Annotated in this window: 16 protein-coding genes and 1 pseudogene; 15 read left to right on the top strand and 2 right to left on the bottom strand. The window is 71.0% G+C overall.

Features of this window, described 5'->3' with window-relative positions:
• Window positions 1-65: 65 nt before the first annotated feature.
• From E1283_RS03285 to E1283_RS03220, 14 genes and pseudogenes are all read left to right on the top strand, one after another.
• Window positions 66-1151 (top strand): Gfo/Idh/MocA family protein, encoded by a 1086-nt coding sequence (locus E1283_RS03285; RefSeq protein WP_132816321.1) that lies wholly within the window; start codon window positions 66-68, stop codon window positions 1149-1151.
• Window positions 1148-2026: a carbon-nitrogen hydrolase family protein gene (locus tag E1283_RS03280; RefSeq protein WP_132816320.1), complete on the top strand. Its 879-nt coding sequence runs from the start codon at window positions 1148-1150 to the stop codon at window positions 2024-2026. The genes E1283_RS03285 and E1283_RS03280 overlap by 4 nt, the downstream gene beginning before the upstream one ends.
• On the top strand, window positions 2023-2955 hold the full coding sequence (locus E1283_RS03275) for a TIGR03621 family F420-dependent LLM class oxidoreductase (RefSeq protein WP_132816319.1): 933 nt from the start codon (window positions 2023-2025) through the stop codon (window positions 2953-2955). Before E1283_RS03280 ends, E1283_RS03275 begins: the two co-directional genes overlap by 4 nt.
• A gap of 39 nt (window positions 2956-2994) precedes the next feature.
• Window positions 2995-4644 (top strand): carbamoyltransferase family protein, encoded by a 1650-nt coding sequence (locus tag E1283_RS03270; protein ID WP_132816318.1) that lies wholly within the window; start codon window positions 2995-2997, stop codon window positions 4642-4644.
• Complete coding sequence (locus tag E1283_RS03265; protein ID WP_132816317.1) at window positions 4641-5432, top strand: sugar phosphate nucleotidyltransferase; 792 nt, start codon at window positions 4641-4643, stop codon at window positions 5430-5432. The genes E1283_RS03270 and E1283_RS03265 overlap by 4 nt, the downstream gene beginning before the upstream one ends.
• Window positions 5414-6544, top strand: coding sequence for a CDP-glucose 4,6-dehydratase (gene rfbG, locus E1283_RS03260; RefSeq protein WP_165955991.1), 1131 nt, complete (start codon window positions 5414-5416; stop codon window positions 6542-6544). The genes E1283_RS03265 and rfbG overlap by 19 nt, the downstream gene beginning before the upstream one ends.
• Window positions 6541-7830, top strand: coding sequence for a glycosyltransferase family 4 protein (locus E1283_RS03255; protein WP_132816315.1), 1290 nt, complete (start codon window positions 6541-6543; stop codon window positions 7828-7830). The genes rfbG and E1283_RS03255 overlap by 4 nt, the downstream gene beginning before the upstream one ends.
• Window positions 7823-8905, top strand: a complete 1083-nt coding sequence (locus tag E1283_RS03250) for a nicotinate-nucleotide--dimethylbenzimidazole phosphoribosyltransferase (RefSeq protein ID WP_132816314.1) — start codon at window positions 7823-7825, stop codon at window positions 8903-8905. The genes E1283_RS03255 and E1283_RS03250 overlap by 8 nt, the downstream gene beginning before the upstream one ends.
• Window positions 8905-9582 (top strand): HAD family hydrolase, encoded by a 678-nt coding sequence (locus E1283_RS03245; RefSeq protein WP_132816313.1) that lies wholly within the window; start codon window positions 8905-8907, stop codon window positions 9580-9582. Before E1283_RS03250 ends, E1283_RS03245 begins: the two co-directional genes overlap by 1 nt.
• A 101-nt stretch (window positions 9583-9683) precedes the next feature.
• Window positions 9684-10709, top strand: a complete 1026-nt coding sequence (locus E1283_RS03240) for an isopenicillin N synthase family dioxygenase (RefSeq protein WP_132816312.1) — start codon at window positions 9684-9686, stop codon at window positions 10707-10709.
• A gap of 87 nt (window positions 10710-10796) precedes the next feature.
• Entirely contained in the window at window positions 10797-12008 is a 1212-nt protein-coding gene (locus E1283_RS03235) for a cytochrome P450 (RefSeq protein ID WP_132816311.1), read from the top strand.
• A 171-nt stretch (window positions 12009-12179) separates the two neighbouring features.
• A complete protein-coding gene (locus tag E1283_RS03230; RefSeq protein WP_132816310.1) occupies window positions 12180-12704 on the top strand; it encodes a chorismate--pyruvate lyase family protein in 525 nt (174 codons plus the stop codon).
• 138 nt (window positions 12705-12842) lie between these two features.
• A pseudogene (locus E1283_RS03225) lies at window positions 12843-13157 on the top strand (helix-turn-helix domain-containing protein); the annotation flags it as partial.
• 295 nt (window positions 13158-13452) lie between these two features.
• Window positions 13453-14325, top strand: a complete 873-nt coding sequence (locus E1283_RS03220; protein ID WP_207930277.1) for a galactose-binding domain-containing protein — start codon at window positions 13453-13455, stop codon at window positions 14323-14325.
• 76 nt (window positions 14326-14401) lie between these two features.
• Here the strand turns inward: E1283_RS03220 and E1283_RS03215 are convergent, their stop codons facing one another.
• Window positions 14402-15166, bottom strand: a complete 765-nt coding sequence (locus E1283_RS03215; RefSeq protein WP_132816333.1) for an SDR family NAD(P)-dependent oxidoreductase — start codon at window positions 15164-15166, stop codon at window positions 14402-14404.
• 54 nt (window positions 15167-15220) lie between these two features.
• On the opposite strand from E1283_RS03215, the gene E1283_RS03210 reads away from it, so the two are divergent.
• Window positions 15221-15817 (top strand): TetR family transcriptional regulator, encoded by a 597-nt coding sequence (locus E1283_RS03210; RefSeq protein ID WP_132816309.1) that lies wholly within the window; start codon window positions 15221-15223, stop codon window positions 15815-15817.
• Window positions 15818-15860: 43 nt separating this feature from the next.
• On the opposite strand, the gene E1283_RS03205 is transcribed toward E1283_RS03210, so the two are convergent.
• Window positions 15861-16654 (bottom strand): ABC transporter permease (locus E1283_RS03205; RefSeq protein WP_207930276.1); only part of this gene is annotated, 794 nt, incomplete at its 5' end.

Here is a 16654-nt window from a genome sequence, read left to right as displayed (position 1 = left end):
GGTGCGGATGGAGCACGCGGACAGCACGGCCGACCAGGCCCGCACCGACGGCGGGTGGGGGCACCATGACCACTGAACCGCCGTTCACCCACCGCGTCCACGGCAGGCCGCTACGGATCGTCGTGGCCGGAGCCGGGGCCATGGGGCTCGCCTGGGCACGGGCCGTGCACCTGGACCCCCGGTTCGACCTCGTCGCTGTGGTGGACACCGACATACGCCGGGCGAAGGGGCTCACCATCCGGCTGCGGAAGCCCGGCACGCCGGTCGCGGCGAGCCTGGACCTCCTCCCGGAGGTCGCCGCGGACGCATGCGTCAACGCCACTCCGCCGGACGCCCACCACCAGGTGATCCTCTCGGCCCTGCGCGGCGGGCTGTCCGTGCTGACGGAGAAGCCGTTCACCGGCCATCTGGACCAGGCCGTCGCGCTCACCCGCGAGGCGCGTTCCACCGGACGGCTCCTGATGGTGGGCCAATCCCGGCGCCATCAGCCGGGAACCGGGCATCTCAAGTCGGCCATCGGCCGTCTCGGCAGCCTGGACACGCTGTCCACGGAGTTCGGACGCGACTATCCGGCCACCGGGTTCCGGGCCCGGCTCGCGCAGCCGCTGCTGACCGACATGGCGGTGCACGCCTTCGACACCGCGCGCTTCCTGACCGGAGCGCGGGCCGTGTCCGTCCGGTGCGACACCGTCTCCCACCCGGACTCAGGGTACGCGGGTCCACCTCAGGCCAACGCGCTGTTCACGATGAGCGACGGTTCCCGATTCCACTACTCCGGTTCCTGGCACCGGCCAGACCGGCCCACCCCCTGGGGCGGACGGTGGCGGGCCGAGGGCCCCGGTGGCAGCGCCGAGTGGGACGGGGCGGGCCAGGTCCGCAGCGAACCGGTGGACCGCAGCCTCGCCGACCCGGTGACCTTCACCGCCCACGACGCCGCGTTCGACGAGAACCCGGTCGCTCAAGTATCGCCAGTCCTGGGCGAGTTCGCCGAGGCACTCGCCACCGGAACCGTTCCCTGGGGCGAAGCGGCCGACAATCTGAGGACCGTCGCCATGGTGCACTCCGCCATCGCCGCCGCCCAGAGCGGGTCGGAGGCCCAGATCGACGACCTCGACGCCGCTCTCGAGGACGGCTCCGGAGCTGTCCGATGAGGATCGCGCTCGTCCAGTGGCGCGCCGCCGAGGCCGCCCCCGAGGAGAATCTCCGGCGCGGGCTCGCCGCATGCGAGCGCGCGGCCGAACTCGGCGCCGACCTCGTGGTCTTCCCGGAACTGTGGCAGACCGGCTACGCCCCGTGCCCCGAGGACGCGGCGGGCGCCCGCGCCTGGGCGGACCTGGCCGTCGAGGACACCGGGCCCTGGCTGTCCGGGTTCAAAGAGGCCGCGGCCCGCCTCGGAATCGCCGTGGTGACCACGTACCTGCGGGCCGAGCGCACGGGAGTCAGCGACGCGGCGGCCGTCATCGACCGGACAGGCACCCTGGTCTGGGTGTACCGCAAGGTCCATGTGTGCGACTTTTCCTGGGAACGGGTACTCACCCCTGGCGAGACACTTCGGGCGGTCACCCTCGACACGGCTGAAGGTCCCGTACGGCTCGGTGTGATGATCTGCTTCGACCGTGAGTTCCCGGAGGCGGCCCGGGTCCTGGCGCTGGACGACGCGGAACTGATCGTCTGTCCCAACGCCTCGTTCCTGTGCGACGACCGCCTCGCCCAGATCCGGACGCGGGCGTTGGAGAACGCCGCCGCGGTGGCCGTGGCCAACTATCCGCTTCCCACCGTGAACGGCCGCTCCTGCGTCTTCGATGGCCGCGCCGTCGAGCGGGCGCGGCCACGTGACCACCGGCTCGCGCTCGCCGGAACCCACCAGGAACTCGTCACCGCGGACCTCGACCTCACCGCACTGCGCGCCTACCGCGCCCGGACCATCTGGGGCGGCGCCCACCGACGCCCCAGCGCGTATCACGCGCTGACGGTGCCCCGTACCCGTCCACCCGCGGTCCTTCCCACGGACGGAGCAGCCCGATGAACGACCCTCGCCCGTTCCGCTTCGGTGTACTGGCCGGCGGGGCCAGGAACGCGGCAGCCTGGCGCGAGCAGTGCCGACGCGCCGAGGACCTCGGATACTCCTCGCTGCTGGTCCCGGATCACATGGACCGGGAATGGGGTCCGCTGACCTCCCTGGCCATCGCCGCGGAACACACCTCCTCCCTCGCTCTCGGCACGCTGATGCTCGCCGCCGGTCTGCGCCAACCAGCCGTGCTCTACAAGGAGCTCGCCACCCTCGACCAGGCCGCCCCCGGCCGGCTGGAGATCGGTCTGGGTGCGGGCTGGCTGGACTCCGACTTCATCCGCGCGGGTCTGCCCGTCGAACCGGCCCCCGTACGGATCGAGCGTTTGGAGGAGACCTCGCTCATCCTGCGAGAACTGTGGGACCGGGGCACGGTGACCACCCGTGGGCGACTGGTGTCGGCGGACGGCGCGGTCGGTGAACCCCGCCCGCAGCCTGCCCGGTGGGCCATGGGCGGCGGCGGTCGGCTCATGCTGCGAGCGGCCGCGCGTCATGCGGACATCGTCTCGCTGTCCGCCCAGCTCTCCTCGGGCCGCAAGGACAGCACCTTCGGCCCCTCGGCGCGCGCCGAGCGCTTCGACGAACGGGTCCGCTGGGTCCGTGAGGCCGCCGGCACCCGCACGGTGGAACACGAGTTCCAGTGCCTGCTCTTCGCCGCGGCGATCGTCCCCGACAGCGCCCGCTACGCGGACCGGGTGCTCTCCCGCCAGTTCGGGCTGCCGCCCGCCGAGGCACTCGACTCCCCCCTCGCTCTGATCGGCGGGGTGAACGAGGTCTGCGACCGGCTGCTGGCCCGCAGGGAGCGGTACGGAATCAGCTACTGGGTGCTGCCCGCGGCCCAACAGGAGCCATTCGCCGAGGTAGTGGCCCGCCTGGCCGGCAAGTGAACCCGGCTCACGTCGACGGAAACGGAGGTGGATTGACACATGCGTGTGCTCGGTCTCGGAGGGTCCCATCACGACTTCTGCGCCGCGCTCGTCGAGAACGGCGAGGTGCGCTCGGCCGTCGAGGAGGAACGGCTCACCCGAGTGAAGATCGCTTTCGGGCTGGGGCCCCGGCTGCAACGCTGCCTGGCGGCCGACTACGTCCTGTCCGCGGCGGGTGTCGACCTGGCCGACATCGATCTCGTGGTCGCCAACGACTTCATCAACCCCGTCTACACCCTGCGCCACCGCGACCGGGTGACCTGGATGGGACACCATCTGGCACACGCCGCCAGCACGTTCTACACCTCACCGTTCGAGCGGGCCGCGGTGCTCGTCATGGACGGCAGGGGGTCGAAGGTCACCCGTGACGGGGAACCGTACGGGGAGACCATCACCTCCTACGCGTCCGGGCCCGAGGGGATGACCGTCGTCCACGGCCAGCAGGGCCGGGTCACCCTCACCGACCAGCGCTCCGAGGACCCGTACGAGGACTCGGTGGGCTGGATGTACGAGGCGGTGTCGAAGGCGATCGGCTTCTTCACCTCCGGTGGCATGGGCGCGCCCGGGAAGACGATGGGCCTCGCCCCCTACGGCACACCGCGCTACGTGGAGGAGCTGGGGACCACCTACGCCCTCGTCGACGGCGAGTTCCGCCAGTCCACCACGCAGCAGATCGCCCTGCGGGCCATGGTCGAAAAGGAGTTGAGGAAGGCGGGCACCACGGCCGCCCGGGACGAGGTACGCGCCGACTTCGCGTACGCCGTGCAGGAGCACACCGAACGGATCGTGCTCACGCTGGCCCGGCAACTGCACGAACGCACCGGACTCACCGATCTGTGTCTGGCCGGCGGAGTCGCGCTGAACAGCGTCGCCAACTACAAACTGCTGGAGCAGACACCGTTCGAGCGGATCCACATCGTGCCCGCCGCCGGAGACCAGGGCACCGGCCTGGGTGCGGCCCTGTACGGCTACTACACCCTGGGGGGGCATGCCTGGCAGCCCTCGGCCCAGCCCTTCTCCCCCTATCTGGGGCGTGAGTACGGCGCTGCCGACCTCAGCGCCGCGCTCACCGAGGAGGCCGGCCGGCTCAGCGTCGAACGCCCAGACGACCTGTATGGGCGGGTCGCTTCCGAACTCGCCGCCGGCGCCATCGTCGGCTGGTTCCAGGGACGCTCCGAGATCGGCCCGCGGGCCCTGGGCAACCGCAGCATCCTCGCCGACCCACGAGCCGCCGACATGAAGGACCGCATCAACGCGAAGGTGAAGCACAGGGAGCCGTTCCGTCCCTTCGCTCCCATCGTGCTGGCCGACCGTCAGAAGGAGTACTTCACCACGGACGTGCCCGCTCCGTACATGCTGCTCGTCCCACGGGTACGCGAGGACAAGCAGCGCGTGATCCCCGCCGTCACACATGTCGACGGCACAGCTCGGCTCCAGACTGTCCTGCCCCAGCTCAACCCGAGGCTGGCCGAACTCCTCACAGCCTTCGATCGGCTCACCGGTGTTCCCGTGCTCCTCAACACTTCGTTCAACGACAACGAGGAGCCCATCGTCGAGACGCCGCGCGACGCGATCCGCTGCTTCCTGAACACCGAAATCGACCTGCTGGTGCTTGGTGACCTCGTCGTGCGCAAGGTGGTACAACCATGACGGTTCCCCCGTCCGCGAGCAGGCCCCCCGTCGTACTCCTGTGCGGCGGGCTGGGGCTGCGGCAGCGTGCGCCCGGGGACGATACACCCAAACCGTTACGCCCGCTGCCCGACGGCAGGGCCCTCCTGCTGCATGTACTCGACTACTACCGGGCCTTCGGCCTGGACGAGTTCGTGCTCTGTGTCGGATATGGCGCGCAGGACATGGAACAGGTGCTGCTGGACGAATACGGGGTACGTCTCGAGGCGGTCGAAACCGGGGCGGACGGCGCACGCCGGTTCGCCACCCCCCGCTCCCGGGTGACCCTGGTCGACAGCGGACCGCTGGCCGAGAAGACCCGGCGCCTGTGGGACGCCCGGCCGTACATCGGCGACCGGCCCTTCGTGCTGGGGTACGCGGACGTGCTGTCCGACCTCGACCTTGACACGCTGCTGTCCGTGCACGAGGCGGCGGACCCGGTTCTCACCATGGCCGCCACCCGGGTCCGGTCCCGCTACGGCGAAATCCGGCTGGGTCCTGACCACTTGGTCACTTCCTTCTCCGAGAAGCCCGAGCGTCCGGAACTGATCTCCGCGGGCTACTTCGTGTGTGGGCCGGCGCTCTTCGGCCACCTCGCCGAAGGGTCCGGCGCTCTGGAGGAAGACGTCATTCCCCGTCTCGTCGCCCGACGCGAGGTCCGCGCGGTCGTCCACGAGGGGTTCTGGCTGCCCTTCGACACTTACAAGGACTTCGCCGAGGCGGAAGACCTGATCGCGCGAGAGGGATGCCCATGGCTGACTCCGGTCTGAGGACACGGTGGGACGGACGTCGGGTGCTGATCAGCGGCCACAGTGGTTTCGTCGGCTCCTGGCTGGCCATGACGTTGCGGCACCTCAACGCCGAAGTGGACGGATTCGCCCTCAACGACACCCGCGCGACCCGCGATCGGCACACCTGGTTGACGGCACACGGCGTCAAGGGTCATCTCGGGGACATCCGGGACTTCGACGCGGTCCACCGGGTCATGTCCGGCGCCCCCTACGACGCGGTCTTCCACCTCGCGGCCCAGCCCGTCGTCCGCGTCGGATGGGAGGATCCGCACACCACCCTCACCACCAACATCAACGGATCCGTCAACATCCTCGAAGCGGCCCGCCGGTGTGCCCCCAGCGTTCTGGTACATGTGACCTCCGACAAGTGCTACCGCAACCGGGCCTGGCCCTGGCCCTACCGCGAGACGGACGAGATGGGCGGCGGCTGCCCCTACAGCGTGTCCAAGGCCGCCGCGGAGCTGGTCTTCGAGGGCTACGCGAAACTGCTGGACGCCAGCCGCCCGCGAGTCGCCTCCGTCCGCTTCGGCAACATCATCGGCGGCGGAGACCACACCGAGCACCGGCTGGTTCCTGACACCGTCGCCGCGCTGTCCTCGGGAACGCCGATCCGTCTGCGCCGCGCCACCGCCGTACGTCCCTGGCAGCACGTCCTGGACGTCGTACGCGGTCTGCTGCTGCTCGCCGACGCTCTGGACGACGGGACGGTGGCACCCGGCACGGCCCTCAACTTCGCACCGCCCGGCGACGGGGCCACGGCCGGGGAACTCGCGACAACCCTGGCCGCCCACTGGACGGCCGCCGTCGGCCGGGAAGGCCCCACCGACGAACCGGTCCTGCTGGCGGACGGCTTCGATCCCGGCTTCGTCGAGGAGGAGTTGCTCCGCCTGGATGGACGCCTGGCCGCCGCCGCTCTGGACTGGCACCACCGCTACGGACTCGACGACGCCGCGGCGGCCATCGTCGACTGGCACCGCTCGGTCCTCGCCGGGACTCCACCGCAGGAGGCGACCGCCGAGCAGATCGCGCGATTCTTCGCTCACGTCCCCTCCTCCTCCCCTGCCGACCCCACCGGAGGCACCCGGGCATGAACAGCTCCCGCAGCGTCTTCATCCTGTCCCGTGAGTACCCGCCGACCACGGTGGGCGGTACCAGCACCGTCGCCCGCAACCTGGCCACCGGTCTCCTCGGCGAGGGGTGGCGGGTCACCGTCGTCACCACCCACGCCCACGAAGACCGCGAGGTGCGGGAGGAGGTCGACGGCGTCACCGTCCTGCGCGTCGGTGCCGGTCTCGTCTACAACACCGGCACCGGCCTCGGCGTCGAGAGCCTGCGTGTCCATCGTCGTATGCACGCGGCCGCGGAACGCCTGGCGGCCGAGACGGGGATCCCGGACTTCATCGCCCTGCCCGACCTCTTCTGCCTTCCCGAGGCGACGATGTTCGCCCGCGCTCACTCCGTGCCGTTGGTGAACATCCTGCTCCAGGACTTCCGGGCGATCACGCCCTACGACCGCGACGCCCACCGGGTCACCAATGGAGTGACGGCCGATCGCACGCATCTGCTCGCCGTGGAGGAGAAGGCGCTGCGGGGCAGTGACTGCACGGTGTTCATCAGCCAGGCCTTGTCCGACGCGATCACCGGATACTACGCCGGACCATACGCCCCCCATCGGGTCGTCCACCTGGGTGTCGATCCGGCCGAGATCGCCCAGGTCGAGGCCGACCCGGGGCGTCTGGCCAGGCACTCCGCTCTGCTCGGGCCGCACCCCGCGAGCGTGCCCCTGCTCGTCGCCTGTGGACGGCTGGTTCCCGTCAAGGGTTTCGGACCGCTGCTCACCGCCCTCGCGCGGCTGGGACCGGTCGACCGGCCCGGAGCTCCGCGGGTCCTTCCGCACCTGGCCCTGGTCGGAGAAGGGCCGGAGATGCCGAACCTGCGACGGCAGGCCACCGAGCTGGGGCTGGCCGATCGGGTCACCTTCCTCGGCGACATACCGCGGCACGAGGCACTCGGCTGGATGTCCGTCGCCGATGTCGCCGTGGTGCCCAGCCTGTGGGAATCCTTCTGCTACGTCTGCGCGGAGATGATGGCCTTCGGCCGTCCGGTCGTCGCGAGTGCCGTGGACTCGCTGCGCGAGCTGATGCCTTCGGACTCCTTCGGCTATCCGGTGCCGGTGAGAGGACCCTCCGGAGCCCGGACCCTCGACCCCGCCGACCTCACGCACGCCCTCCGCGCGGCTCTGACTCGCCCCGAGGAGGCCGCCACTCGCGGCGAACGGGCCCGGCAGAGGATCATGGAGACCTTCACCAACGAGCGCTTCGCCCGGGAACTGTCCGATCTGGGACAGCACCTGGCGAAGGCAGGCGCCCATGGCTGAGCTCCCGTCGGCCGACCTGTCCGCCCTCGCACGCGTGGAAGCGCTGCTCGCCGCCGTCGAACCGCCGTCCTCCGCGCACACCCGCATGTCGCGGATACGCCAGCGCGCCCTGGCCCGCCCGGCGGGCAGCCTCGGCCACCTGGACGAGGTCACCTACCGGATCTCGGGCATCCTGCGTGAGCTCGCGCCCGGACCGCTGCCCGCGGTGATCAGCGTGCTGGCCGCCGATCACGGAGTCGCCGCTCGCGGAACCTCTCGGTACGGGCCCGAGGTTGGTGCCCGGGTCCTGAGCCTCATCGCCGACTGCCGCTCGCCGCTGAACATCATGGCGGACCGGATCCCGGCCCGTGTTGAGTGGGCCGACGTCGGCCTCCTCAGCCCGGTGGGCGACCAGCGCTACAAAACGGGTGGCGGGACCTGCGACATCACCGATACCGATGCCATGCCCCTTCAGCAGGCGCACGACGCCGTCCTGCGCGGTGCCGCGTACGCCCGGGACCGCCTCGGGCAGGAGCCGCTGCTCGCCGTGGGAGAGATAGGCATCGGCAACACCACCGCGACGGCTGCCCTCACCGCGCGGCTGCTCGGCGCACAGCCCAGCGCCGTCGTCGGCCCCGGCACCGGAGTCGATGCCGCCACGGTGGAGCGCAAACGCGGCATCGTGGCGGACGCCGTAGGGCGGACGCGGGGACTGCCCGATGACCCCTTGCGCCTGCTCGCGGCACTCGGCGGTTACGAGATCGCCGGCAACGTCGGCGTGATACTGACCGCTGCCGCCCAGCGCAGAGTCGTCGTCCTCGACGGCTACATCACCGCCGTCGCCGCGCTCGTGGCTGTCCGCCTCCGCCCCGCCGTCCAGGGCTACCTGGTGGCCGCCCACCGGTCGGCCGAGCCCGGCCACCAGGCGATCCTCGACGCGCTCGGACTACGGCCGTTGCTCGACCTTGAGATGCGCCTTGGCATGGCGAGTGGCGCGGCGCTCGCGCTGGGGCTGATCAACTCCGCCCTCGCGCTCGCCTCGGACACACCACCGGCCCGGCTCGTCGAGCTGGTGCCCGACGTGAGGAGGATCTGATGAGACGCCCGGTCCGTGCGGTGGTGTTCGACCTGGACGGCACTCTCGTCGACAGTTGGCGCACGCATGCGCACTGTTTGCGGTTCGCGGCGGCGGCGGTGGGCGTGGGCCGGCCCAGTGCCGTCCGCCTGTTCGGGGCGCAGCGCCCGACGGAGACCGGCACGCTGCGCGAGCTGGTCGGACCGGACCAACTGGTCCCGGCCCGGCAGGCGTACGAGGAGGCGTTGCGCGCGGCGCTGGCGACGGATCCGGTCTCTCCCATGCCGGGTGCGGTCGCCGTGCTCGCGGGTCTGCGCCGGCACGGTGTGGCGGCCGGGGTGTGCACCGGACGCTCCCGGCTCACGGCCCAGGCGCTGCTCGACTCCTGCGGCCTGGCCGTGCCACTGACGGTGGCCTCGGACGACGTGGCCCGGCCCAAACCGGAGCCGGACGCGCTGGTACTCGCCCTCGCACGGCTCTCCGTGGACGCGCCGGACGCGGTGTTCGTGGGAGACAGCGCGTGGGACGCGGCCCAGGGAACGGCGGCTGGTGTTCGTACCGTCGTCGTCGGGGCTTCCGGGCCGCCCGCGGCGCTCGGCGAAGGCGCCTGGCTGCTTGACCCGCTGCCGCTGCCCGAGGAATCCGCCGAACGTGGCGGTGCGCGGGCTGGGCGCGCACCTCTGCGAGGAGAGCGCTGATGGAACTCAGCCTGCTCTCCTTCGCCGGTCGCCGGTCGCGGGTCACCGGATGAACCGGCCCGCTCGGAACAAGTCCATCGACACCTTCCTGGGAGAACACGGTGTCCGTAGTGCATGAGCAGCAGTCCGACGGGGAGGTCGGCCCTGACGCCGCGAGCGGCGCCCGGGTCCCCGTGATCAACCTCGGTCTCGACGGGTCCGGCGGCGACGCCGACGTGGTGCGAGCCGTCGGTGCCGCCTGTGAGAACAGCGGATTCCTCGTCGTCACCGGTCACGGCATACCCGGTGACGTCATCCGCGCCATGCGGGCCCAGACGGCACGCCTCTTCGAAGAGACCGACGAGTTCAAAGCGCGCCTGGGCGCCGATCCCGCTGATCCGCTGTTCCGCGGATTCGTCGCCGGACGCGTGGAGATGATGCAGGCTTTCACCGTCAACGCGCTGGAGCCTGTCGACGCGGAGCAGCTGCCCCCGGATGTGGACGAGACACTGACGCTGCCAAACAAGTGGCCTCCGATCCCCGGATTCCAGGAGGCGTACACCGCCTACCTGGCCGCCGTCGACGGGCTCGCCCGGTGGATCATGCGCGTCTTCGCGAGCTGTCTCCGGCTCCCGCAAGGATGGTTCGACGACTCGTTCACCCCGCACATGTCGAGCCTCACCGCGAATTACTACCCAGCCCAGCCGACGGGCCCGGCGCCCGGTCGGCTGCGCAAGATGGCTCATCGTGACTGGGGGGCGCTCACCATCCTCCACCGGGACGAGAACTCCGGTGGGCTCCAGGTGCACGACCGCGACGGGCAGTGGGTCGAGGTACCCGACGTACCGGACTCCTTCGTCGTCAACATCGGTGACCTGATGGCGATCTGGACGAACGGCGACTGGAGCAGCACGGTCCACCGGGTCGTCAACCCATCGGCCGAGGAGGCGCACCGGGAGCGGTATTCCGTGGCGTACTTCTTCCAACCGAGCCCCGCCGCGATGATCGCCCCCGTACCCGGCTACGTCGGTCCGTCCGCAACCCCGCGCCATGAGCCCGTCCGCGCCGACGCGTACTTCGCGGCGCAACGCCGTCGCGCGTTCATCCTGCAGCGGGTCATGGAGGGGCGGGTTCCGGAGGCGGGATGACGCCTGGCCCACGAACCGCCCACGATCCGCCCACGAAACGTCAGCTTCCGACCTCACCCCTCTTTGAGGTCCTTCAGGAGGTGCTCAATGTCAGGTCAGATACAGGCAGAAGGCGTCTGTCCGGTGGTGTTCCCCGCGGAGCGGGACAGCCGGTACGCACCGCCGGCGCCATATCGCTCCGGTCCGGCCGACGGCGGCCCGTTCGAGGTCGACCTCGCGTACGGAGGGAAGGCGTGGCTGATCACCCGGCACGCCGATGTTCGAGCCCTGCTGTCCGACAACCGGATCAGCTCGAACGCCAGTGTGGAGGGGTATCCGATGGTGCCCCTGTCCCACCGTGAACAGCGTCCTGGTGTCTTCCTCTCCATGGACTCTCCGGAGCACGAGCACTTCCGAGGCCTACTGACCCGGGAGTTCAGCGCGGGTTCCGTCGCCGCCCGCAGGCCGCTGATCGCCCGGCACGTCGACCGGTTGATCGACCGGATGACGGCCCAGGGCCGGTCCGCCGAGCTTGTCACGGCCTTCGCCGACCGGCTGCCGTGCCATGTGATCGGCGAACTGTTCGGAGCGGGTAGCGAGGACGAGAACTTCGTCCAGCAGTGCCTCAGGGCCCGTGCCACACACGACAAGTCCCTGGCACGTCGTCTCTCGGCGGGCGAACAGATGCGGCGTTTCCTGGGCGACCTTGTGGCGGCGAAACGAGAGAACCCCGCCGACGATCTCATCACCCGACTCGCGGCGGCGATCACCGCCGGCAAGGTCACGGAGGAGGAGGCCGTGGGCATGGCGACCCTGGTGCTGGCCGCCAGCCTGGACGCGACGTCGGCTCTGACCACCCTGACCGTCCTGTCGATCCTTCAGGACGAGGCCCGTGCTGAACTCGTCCGCGCCAATCCGACACGCTGGGCACGGCCCGCTGTGGAGGAGGCTCTGCGCTTCTGGACGGTCATCCAGCACGGTCCGCTGCGTACCGCGACCGCCGACATCGAGATCGGGGGCCGGTTGATCAGGAAGGGCGACCGGGTCGTGCTCCAACTGCACTCGGCCAACTGGGACAGCGCCGTCTTCGAGCGACCCGAGATGTTCGACCTCGACCGGGACACCCAGTCCCACCTCGCCTTCGGGCACGGCGTCCACCGCTGCCTGGGCGGTGGTCTCGGACAGCTGGAGGCCACCGTGGCTGTGGAGGGCTTGTTCACCCGGCTCCCCGGGCTGACGCTGGATGCGGCGGCCGACGAACTCGTGTACCGCGACGAGGACCTCGTCTACAACGTCCGGGCGCTTCCCCTGAGCTGGTAGTGGCCACCGGAGCCAGGAGGCTCACGCCTGGCGCCGGAACTCGCGGCCGGTGGTTCCTCGCTGCTCCGCGTGCCGGGCGGTGCCCGGCACGCGGAGCAGCGACAGGAGAGGCACGGTCGCTCTCCTCGAGTACGGTGTCGTTCGATTGATTGACCGGGACAAGGAGCAGGCATGACCCCCGCGGAGAAATCGAGGTCCGACCTGGCAGATCTTCCCCAGGATCTCGACGTGGTCGGAAGGCTCGTCCTCACCACCGACGGCACGGTCACCCCCATGCTGGAGCAGATCGTGGGAGAGTCCATCGTCACCGCGCGGATCGACCAGCACTACACCGAGGGCGATCACCGGACCCATGACCTGCTCCGGGTTCCCGCCGGGGAAAGGCTCTTGTCCCGGAGCCTCAACCTGGTCGGCGCGCGGTCCGCGGCCGTCTATGCGCGGGCACAGTCCGTGGCCATCCCGCGTGCCCTGCCCCCGCCCCTCCTGCACGGGCTGTTGCGGACCCGGGAACCGATCGGGGCGATGCTGCGGCGTCAGAAGATCGAGACGTTCCGCGAGATCCTCGGGTACGAGGCTGGCGGCGAACCACAGAACCGATGGGTGTCCCGAACGTACCGGATCTTCATCGGAGGAGTCCCCGCGCTGCTCATCAACGAGCGCTTCACCACCTCCTGTCTGAACCGTTCCTCCAGCTGACGCGTCACGACGGGGGGTGACCAGTACCGCGAGGCCCACGAGCGAGGCATGGATCGGGCCGGATCCGGGGGTTCGTGGCGCCTCTTGCCGGCCGTCGGTGGCGGCTGTCGCGGCGATGTGGCCACGTACCGTGTGGGTATGCCCCGTGACGTCCGAACCGCGCGTGCTCGCCGCGAGCAGCTCCGCGAGTTCCTGCGCACCCGTCGGGCGCGGCTCGTGCCCGGTGAGGTGGGCGTACCGCTGGTGGGGCGGCGGCGCACGCCGGGGCTGCGGCGCGAGGAGGTCGCGTTGCTGGCCGATGTCAGCGTGTCCTGGTACACATGGCTCGAACAGGGGCGCGACATCAACGTCTCCGCCGATGTCCTGGACGCCATCGCCCGGGCGCTGCGGCTGGACGAGCCCGAGCGCGCGTACCTGTATGTGCTGACCGGGCTCAACCCGCCGGCGCCGACCGTCATCGGGACGTCCGTCACCTCCTGGATGGACGGCGTCGACCAGGACCCGGGCGGCCTGACGCTCGTCGCCGAGAACCCGCACATCAGGTACCACAACTTCCAACGCGGCTACGTCACCTGCACGGTGACCGAGCGGGAGTGGACCGCCGACTACCGGGTGGCCGACCGCGTCACGCCCCCTGGCGGGACCGTCACGACCCGCGCCAGGCTCGTCGTCGAGGACGGCCGGCCCGGCATCCAGACCGCCTGACCGCCTGAACGCCTGAACGCCTCCGATGAACACGAACCCCCTCATGCCGAAGCGGCGCATCGCGCGGACCGCCCCGCCCTTCCTCGTCCTGTGCGCGACCGTGGTCGCCACGCTCGCCGTGTCCGCCCCGGCCAACGGCGCCGGCGGCCGAACAGAGATCACGTTGAGCGCCGAGCCGGGCGAGCTCGACCTCATCCCCCTGCCCTGCTTCCCCTCGACCATCCAGGCCACGATGACCAACACCGGTCCTGAGCCCCGGTTCGCCGACATGACGCTGACCGCCGAGGAACCGCTCAGCCTCTCCCGGGACATCTTCTCCAGCTACCTCCCGGCCACCAACCCTGACCAGCCAGTGAGCGCGACCGTCGAGGTCAGGGCGGACCGGGACACTCCGCCCGGCACCTACGACGTCCTCCTCGAGCAGGGGCGGCAACGGCTGAGCGTGCCCGTTCACGTGCGGCAGATCCCGCCCAAGGGGCCCGGCGACAACCTGGCGTGGGGAGAGGAAGCCTTCGCCTCCTCCACGCACGGCAACTTCTCGGTCTGCGGCGGTGTCGACGGCAACACCAACCAGGCCCAGTGGGACACCCACACCGGGTGGAACGACGGCACGCCCGCGGTCTTCCCCGACACGTACGGGGTCCGCCTCCCGGAGGAACGGCACGTCGACGAGGTCGAGACCCTGACCCTGGACAGCGCCTCCTACCCGGCCAGCCGGTTCGGGCTGCGGGACTGGGACGTCCAGGTCCTCGACGACGGCCAGTGGCAGACGGTCGCCGAGGTGCGTGGCAACACCTCGGGACTCGTGACCACCCGGTTCGAGCCGACCACCGCCGAGGCCGTACGGCTCCTCATCCACAACTCGAACGACGCGAGGTACTCGCGCGTCATGGAACTGGAGGTCAGCGGCGGATGATCGCGGCCGCGTTCCCGTCCGATCCGCGAAGCCGGACGGGAACGCGGATCGCAAGGGGTCGGCGGGTGGGGCGGCGTCAGACGCGGGGGCCGAGGAAGAGGCCGCCGGTGGTGTCGAGGGTCTGGCCGGTGATCCAGCGGGCGGCGTCGGAGGCGAGGAAGGTGACGACGTCGGCGACGTCGTCGGGGGTGCCGAGGCGGTCGAGGGCGGTCAGGGCGGTGATCTGGGCGGCGAGGCCCGGGACGTCGAAGACGGCGCCGTTGGTCGGGGTTCTGGTGGCGCCGGGCGCGACGGCGTTGACGGTGATGCTGCGGGGGCCGAGTTGGTTGGCCAGGGTTCTGCTCATGGTCTCGACGGCGGCCTTCGTCATGGCGAAGGAGGTCTGGGCGGGGTTGGCCATCCGGGTGGCCACCGAGGAGATCGTGATGATCCGGCCGCCGTCGGGGAGCAGGGGCAGGGCGCGTTCGATGATGAAGTAGGGCGCGCGCACGTTGACCGCGAAGAGGTGGTCGAACTCCGCGCGGGTCGTCGTGCCGAGGGGGCCGGCCGGTGGGGCCGCCGCGTTGTTGACGAGGATGTCCAGCGGCCGGCCGGCCAAGGCGGCCTCGACGCCGGTGAAGAGGGTGTCGACGTCGCCGTCCACGCCGAGTTCGGCGCGGACCGCGAGGGCCGTGCCGCCGGCGCCGGCTATCCGGTCGACCGTCGCCGCCGCCCCGCTCTCGTCGGCGTTGAAGTGCGCGATGACCATGGCGCCTTCGGCAGCCAGCCGGATCGCGATGGCCTGCCCGATGCCGCGGGACGCGCCCGTCACCAGGGCGGTCCTGTTGGTCAGTGTGTTCATGGTGGCACGCTCCAGGTAGGTGTTAGTGACTAACATTGAGGTAGTGTCTATCACATGACTGAGCGGCGACCCACCCTGCGGGAGCGGCAGCGATCCGAGACCCGGCGGGCGATCCAGGCGCACGCGGTGCGGTTGTTCACCGACCGCGGCTACGACGTGGTGACGGTGGCGGACGTCGCCGCGGCCGCCGGGGTCTCGGCGATGACCGTGTACCGGCACTTCCCCACCAAGGAGGACCTCGTCCTCGTCGAGCAGCCCGTGCTGCTCATCGCCGAGCGGGTCGCCGCGTCGGCGGCCACGGAACCCCTGGTGCGGCGGGTCGGGGGCGCGCTCGTCGAGGCGGCCGCCGCGTTGACGAGCGGCGGGGAGGCGGACGAGCGGTTCCTGCTGGACTGTCTGCGGCTCATGGTCGCGACGCCGGCGTTGCGGGCCAGACACCTGGACAGCCAGTACGCGCTGCAACAGGCCGTCGTCGACGCCCTCGGAGTCGACGCGGCCGACGCCGACGCCGCGTTCCCCGCGCGGGCGGCGACCAGCGCCTGCCTGGCCGCGCTGCACACGGCGCTGACCCGCTGGGCCGAGGACGACGGGCGGACGCCGTTGCCCGAGCTGATCGAGCGGGCGCTCGTCGCGTCGTTCGGCCCGGCGTAGGCGCCACGGCCGGCGGCCACGCCGGGTTCAGGGGGTCAGGGGGTCAGCGGCGGCGGCCGTAGGCGGCGACGGCCAGTGGGCAGAAGACGGCGAGGATGGCCGCCGACCAGCCGAGGGTCCAGGTGACGGAGTCGCCGACCGGGGTTCCGGTGAGCAGGGCGCGGGCGGCGTCCATGGCGTGGCTGACGGGGTTGACGTTCGCCCAGGTCCCGAGCCAGCCGGGGAGGGTGTCGACGGGGGCGGCGAGGCTGGTGCCGAGCATGAGGGGGATGACGGCGAGGAACGCGAAACCCATCACCGCGTTCTCGTCCCGGACGAGGACGCCGAGGAGCACCGTGACCCAGCTCAGGCAGAAGCCGAAGGCGAGCGCGAGCGCGACGGCGGCCAGCGCGGATCCGGGGTCGGACTGGACGCGGAAGCCCATCAGGTAGCCGATGCCGAAGAGCAGCGCGACGGCGACGACATAGCGGACCAGGTCGGCAAGGAGCGAGCCGAGCAGGGGCGCGGAGCGGGCGATCGGCAGGCTGCGGAAGCGGTCGAAGACGCCCTTGCGCATGTCGATGTTGATGCTCAGCCCACTGGAGAGCAGGCCGGAGAGGCCCGCCCCCATGACGACGATGCCGGGGAAGAGGTAGTCCAGGTAGGCGTCGGTCGAGCCGGCGACCGAGCCGCCGAAGAGGTAGACGAAGAGGAGCAGGAAGAGCGTCGGGGTGACGACCCCGTTGACGAGCGCGCCGGGGTTGCGGGCCGACTTGGTGAGGCTGCGCCCGGCGAGGACGAGGCTGTGCCGGAGCAGCGCCGGCAACGCGGGGGCGGGGCTGGCGGCGAGGGCAGGGG

This window comes from Streptomyces hainanensis (assembly GCF_004348415.1).
GTDB lineage: Bacteria > Actinomycetota > Actinomycetes > Streptomycetales > Streptomycetaceae > Streptomyces > Streptomyces hainanensis.
Note: the sequence above shows the minus strand (reverse complement) of the source record. Positions and strands in the feature narration are given on the sequence as shown.

What these genes read in the sequence shown, in the direction of transcription:
- E1283_RS03220 (WP_207930277.1), top strand. Translation starts at nt 13,453, where the DNA reads ATGCCGAAGCGGCGCATCGCGCGGACCGCCCCGCCCTTCCTCGTCCTG.
- E1283_RS03230 (WP_132816310.1), top strand. Translation starts at nt 12,180, where the DNA reads ATGACCCCCGCGGAGAAATCGAGGTCCGACCTGGCAGATCTTCCCCAG.
- E1283_RS03235 (WP_132816311.1), top strand. Translation starts at nt 10,797, where the DNA reads ATGTCAGGTCAGATACAGGCAGAAGGCGTCTGTCCGGTGGTGTTCCCC.
- E1283_RS03245 (WP_132816313.1), top strand. Translation starts at nt 8,905, where the DNA reads ATGAGACGCCCGGTCCGTGCGGTGGTGTTCGACCTGGACGGCACTCTC.
- E1283_RS03215 (WP_132816333.1), bottom strand. Translation starts at nt 15,166, where the DNA reads ATGAACACACTGACCAACAGGACCGCCCTGGTGACGGGCGCGTCCCGC.
- E1283_RS03255 (WP_132816315.1), top strand. Translation starts at nt 6,541, where the DNA reads ATGAACAGCTCCCGCAGCGTCTTCATCCTGTCCCGTGAGTACCCGCCG.
- E1283_RS03280 (WP_132816320.1), top strand. Translation starts at nt 1,148, where the DNA reads ATGAGGATCGCGCTCGTCCAGTGGCGCGCCGCCGAGGCCGCCCCCGAG.
- E1283_RS03210 (WP_132816309.1), top strand. Translation starts at nt 15,221, where the DNA reads ATGACTGAGCGGCGACCCACCCTGCGGGAGCGGCAGCGATCCGAGACC.
- E1283_RS03285 (WP_132816321.1), top strand. Translation starts at nt 66, where the DNA reads ATGACCACTGAACCGCCGTTCACCCACCGCGTCCACGGCAGGCCGCTA.
- E1283_RS03270 (WP_132816318.1), top strand. Translation starts at nt 2,995, where the DNA reads ATGCGTGTGCTCGGTCTCGGAGGGTCCCATCACGACTTCTGCGCCGCG.
- E1283_RS03265 (WP_132816317.1), top strand. Translation starts at nt 4,641, where the DNA reads ATGACGGTTCCCCCGTCCGCGAGCAGGCCCCCCGTCGTACTCCTGTGC.
- rfbG (WP_165955991.1), top strand. Translation starts at nt 5,414, where the DNA reads ATGGCTGACTCCGGTCTGAGGACACGGTGGGACGGACGTCGGGTGCTG.
- E1283_RS03250 (WP_132816314.1), top strand. Translation starts at nt 7,823, where the DNA reads ATGGCTGAGCTCCCGTCGGCCGACCTGTCCGCCCTCGCACGCGTGGAA.
- E1283_RS03275 (WP_132816319.1), top strand. Translation starts at nt 2,023, where the DNA reads ATGAACGACCCTCGCCCGTTCCGCTTCGGTGTACTGGCCGGCGGGGCC.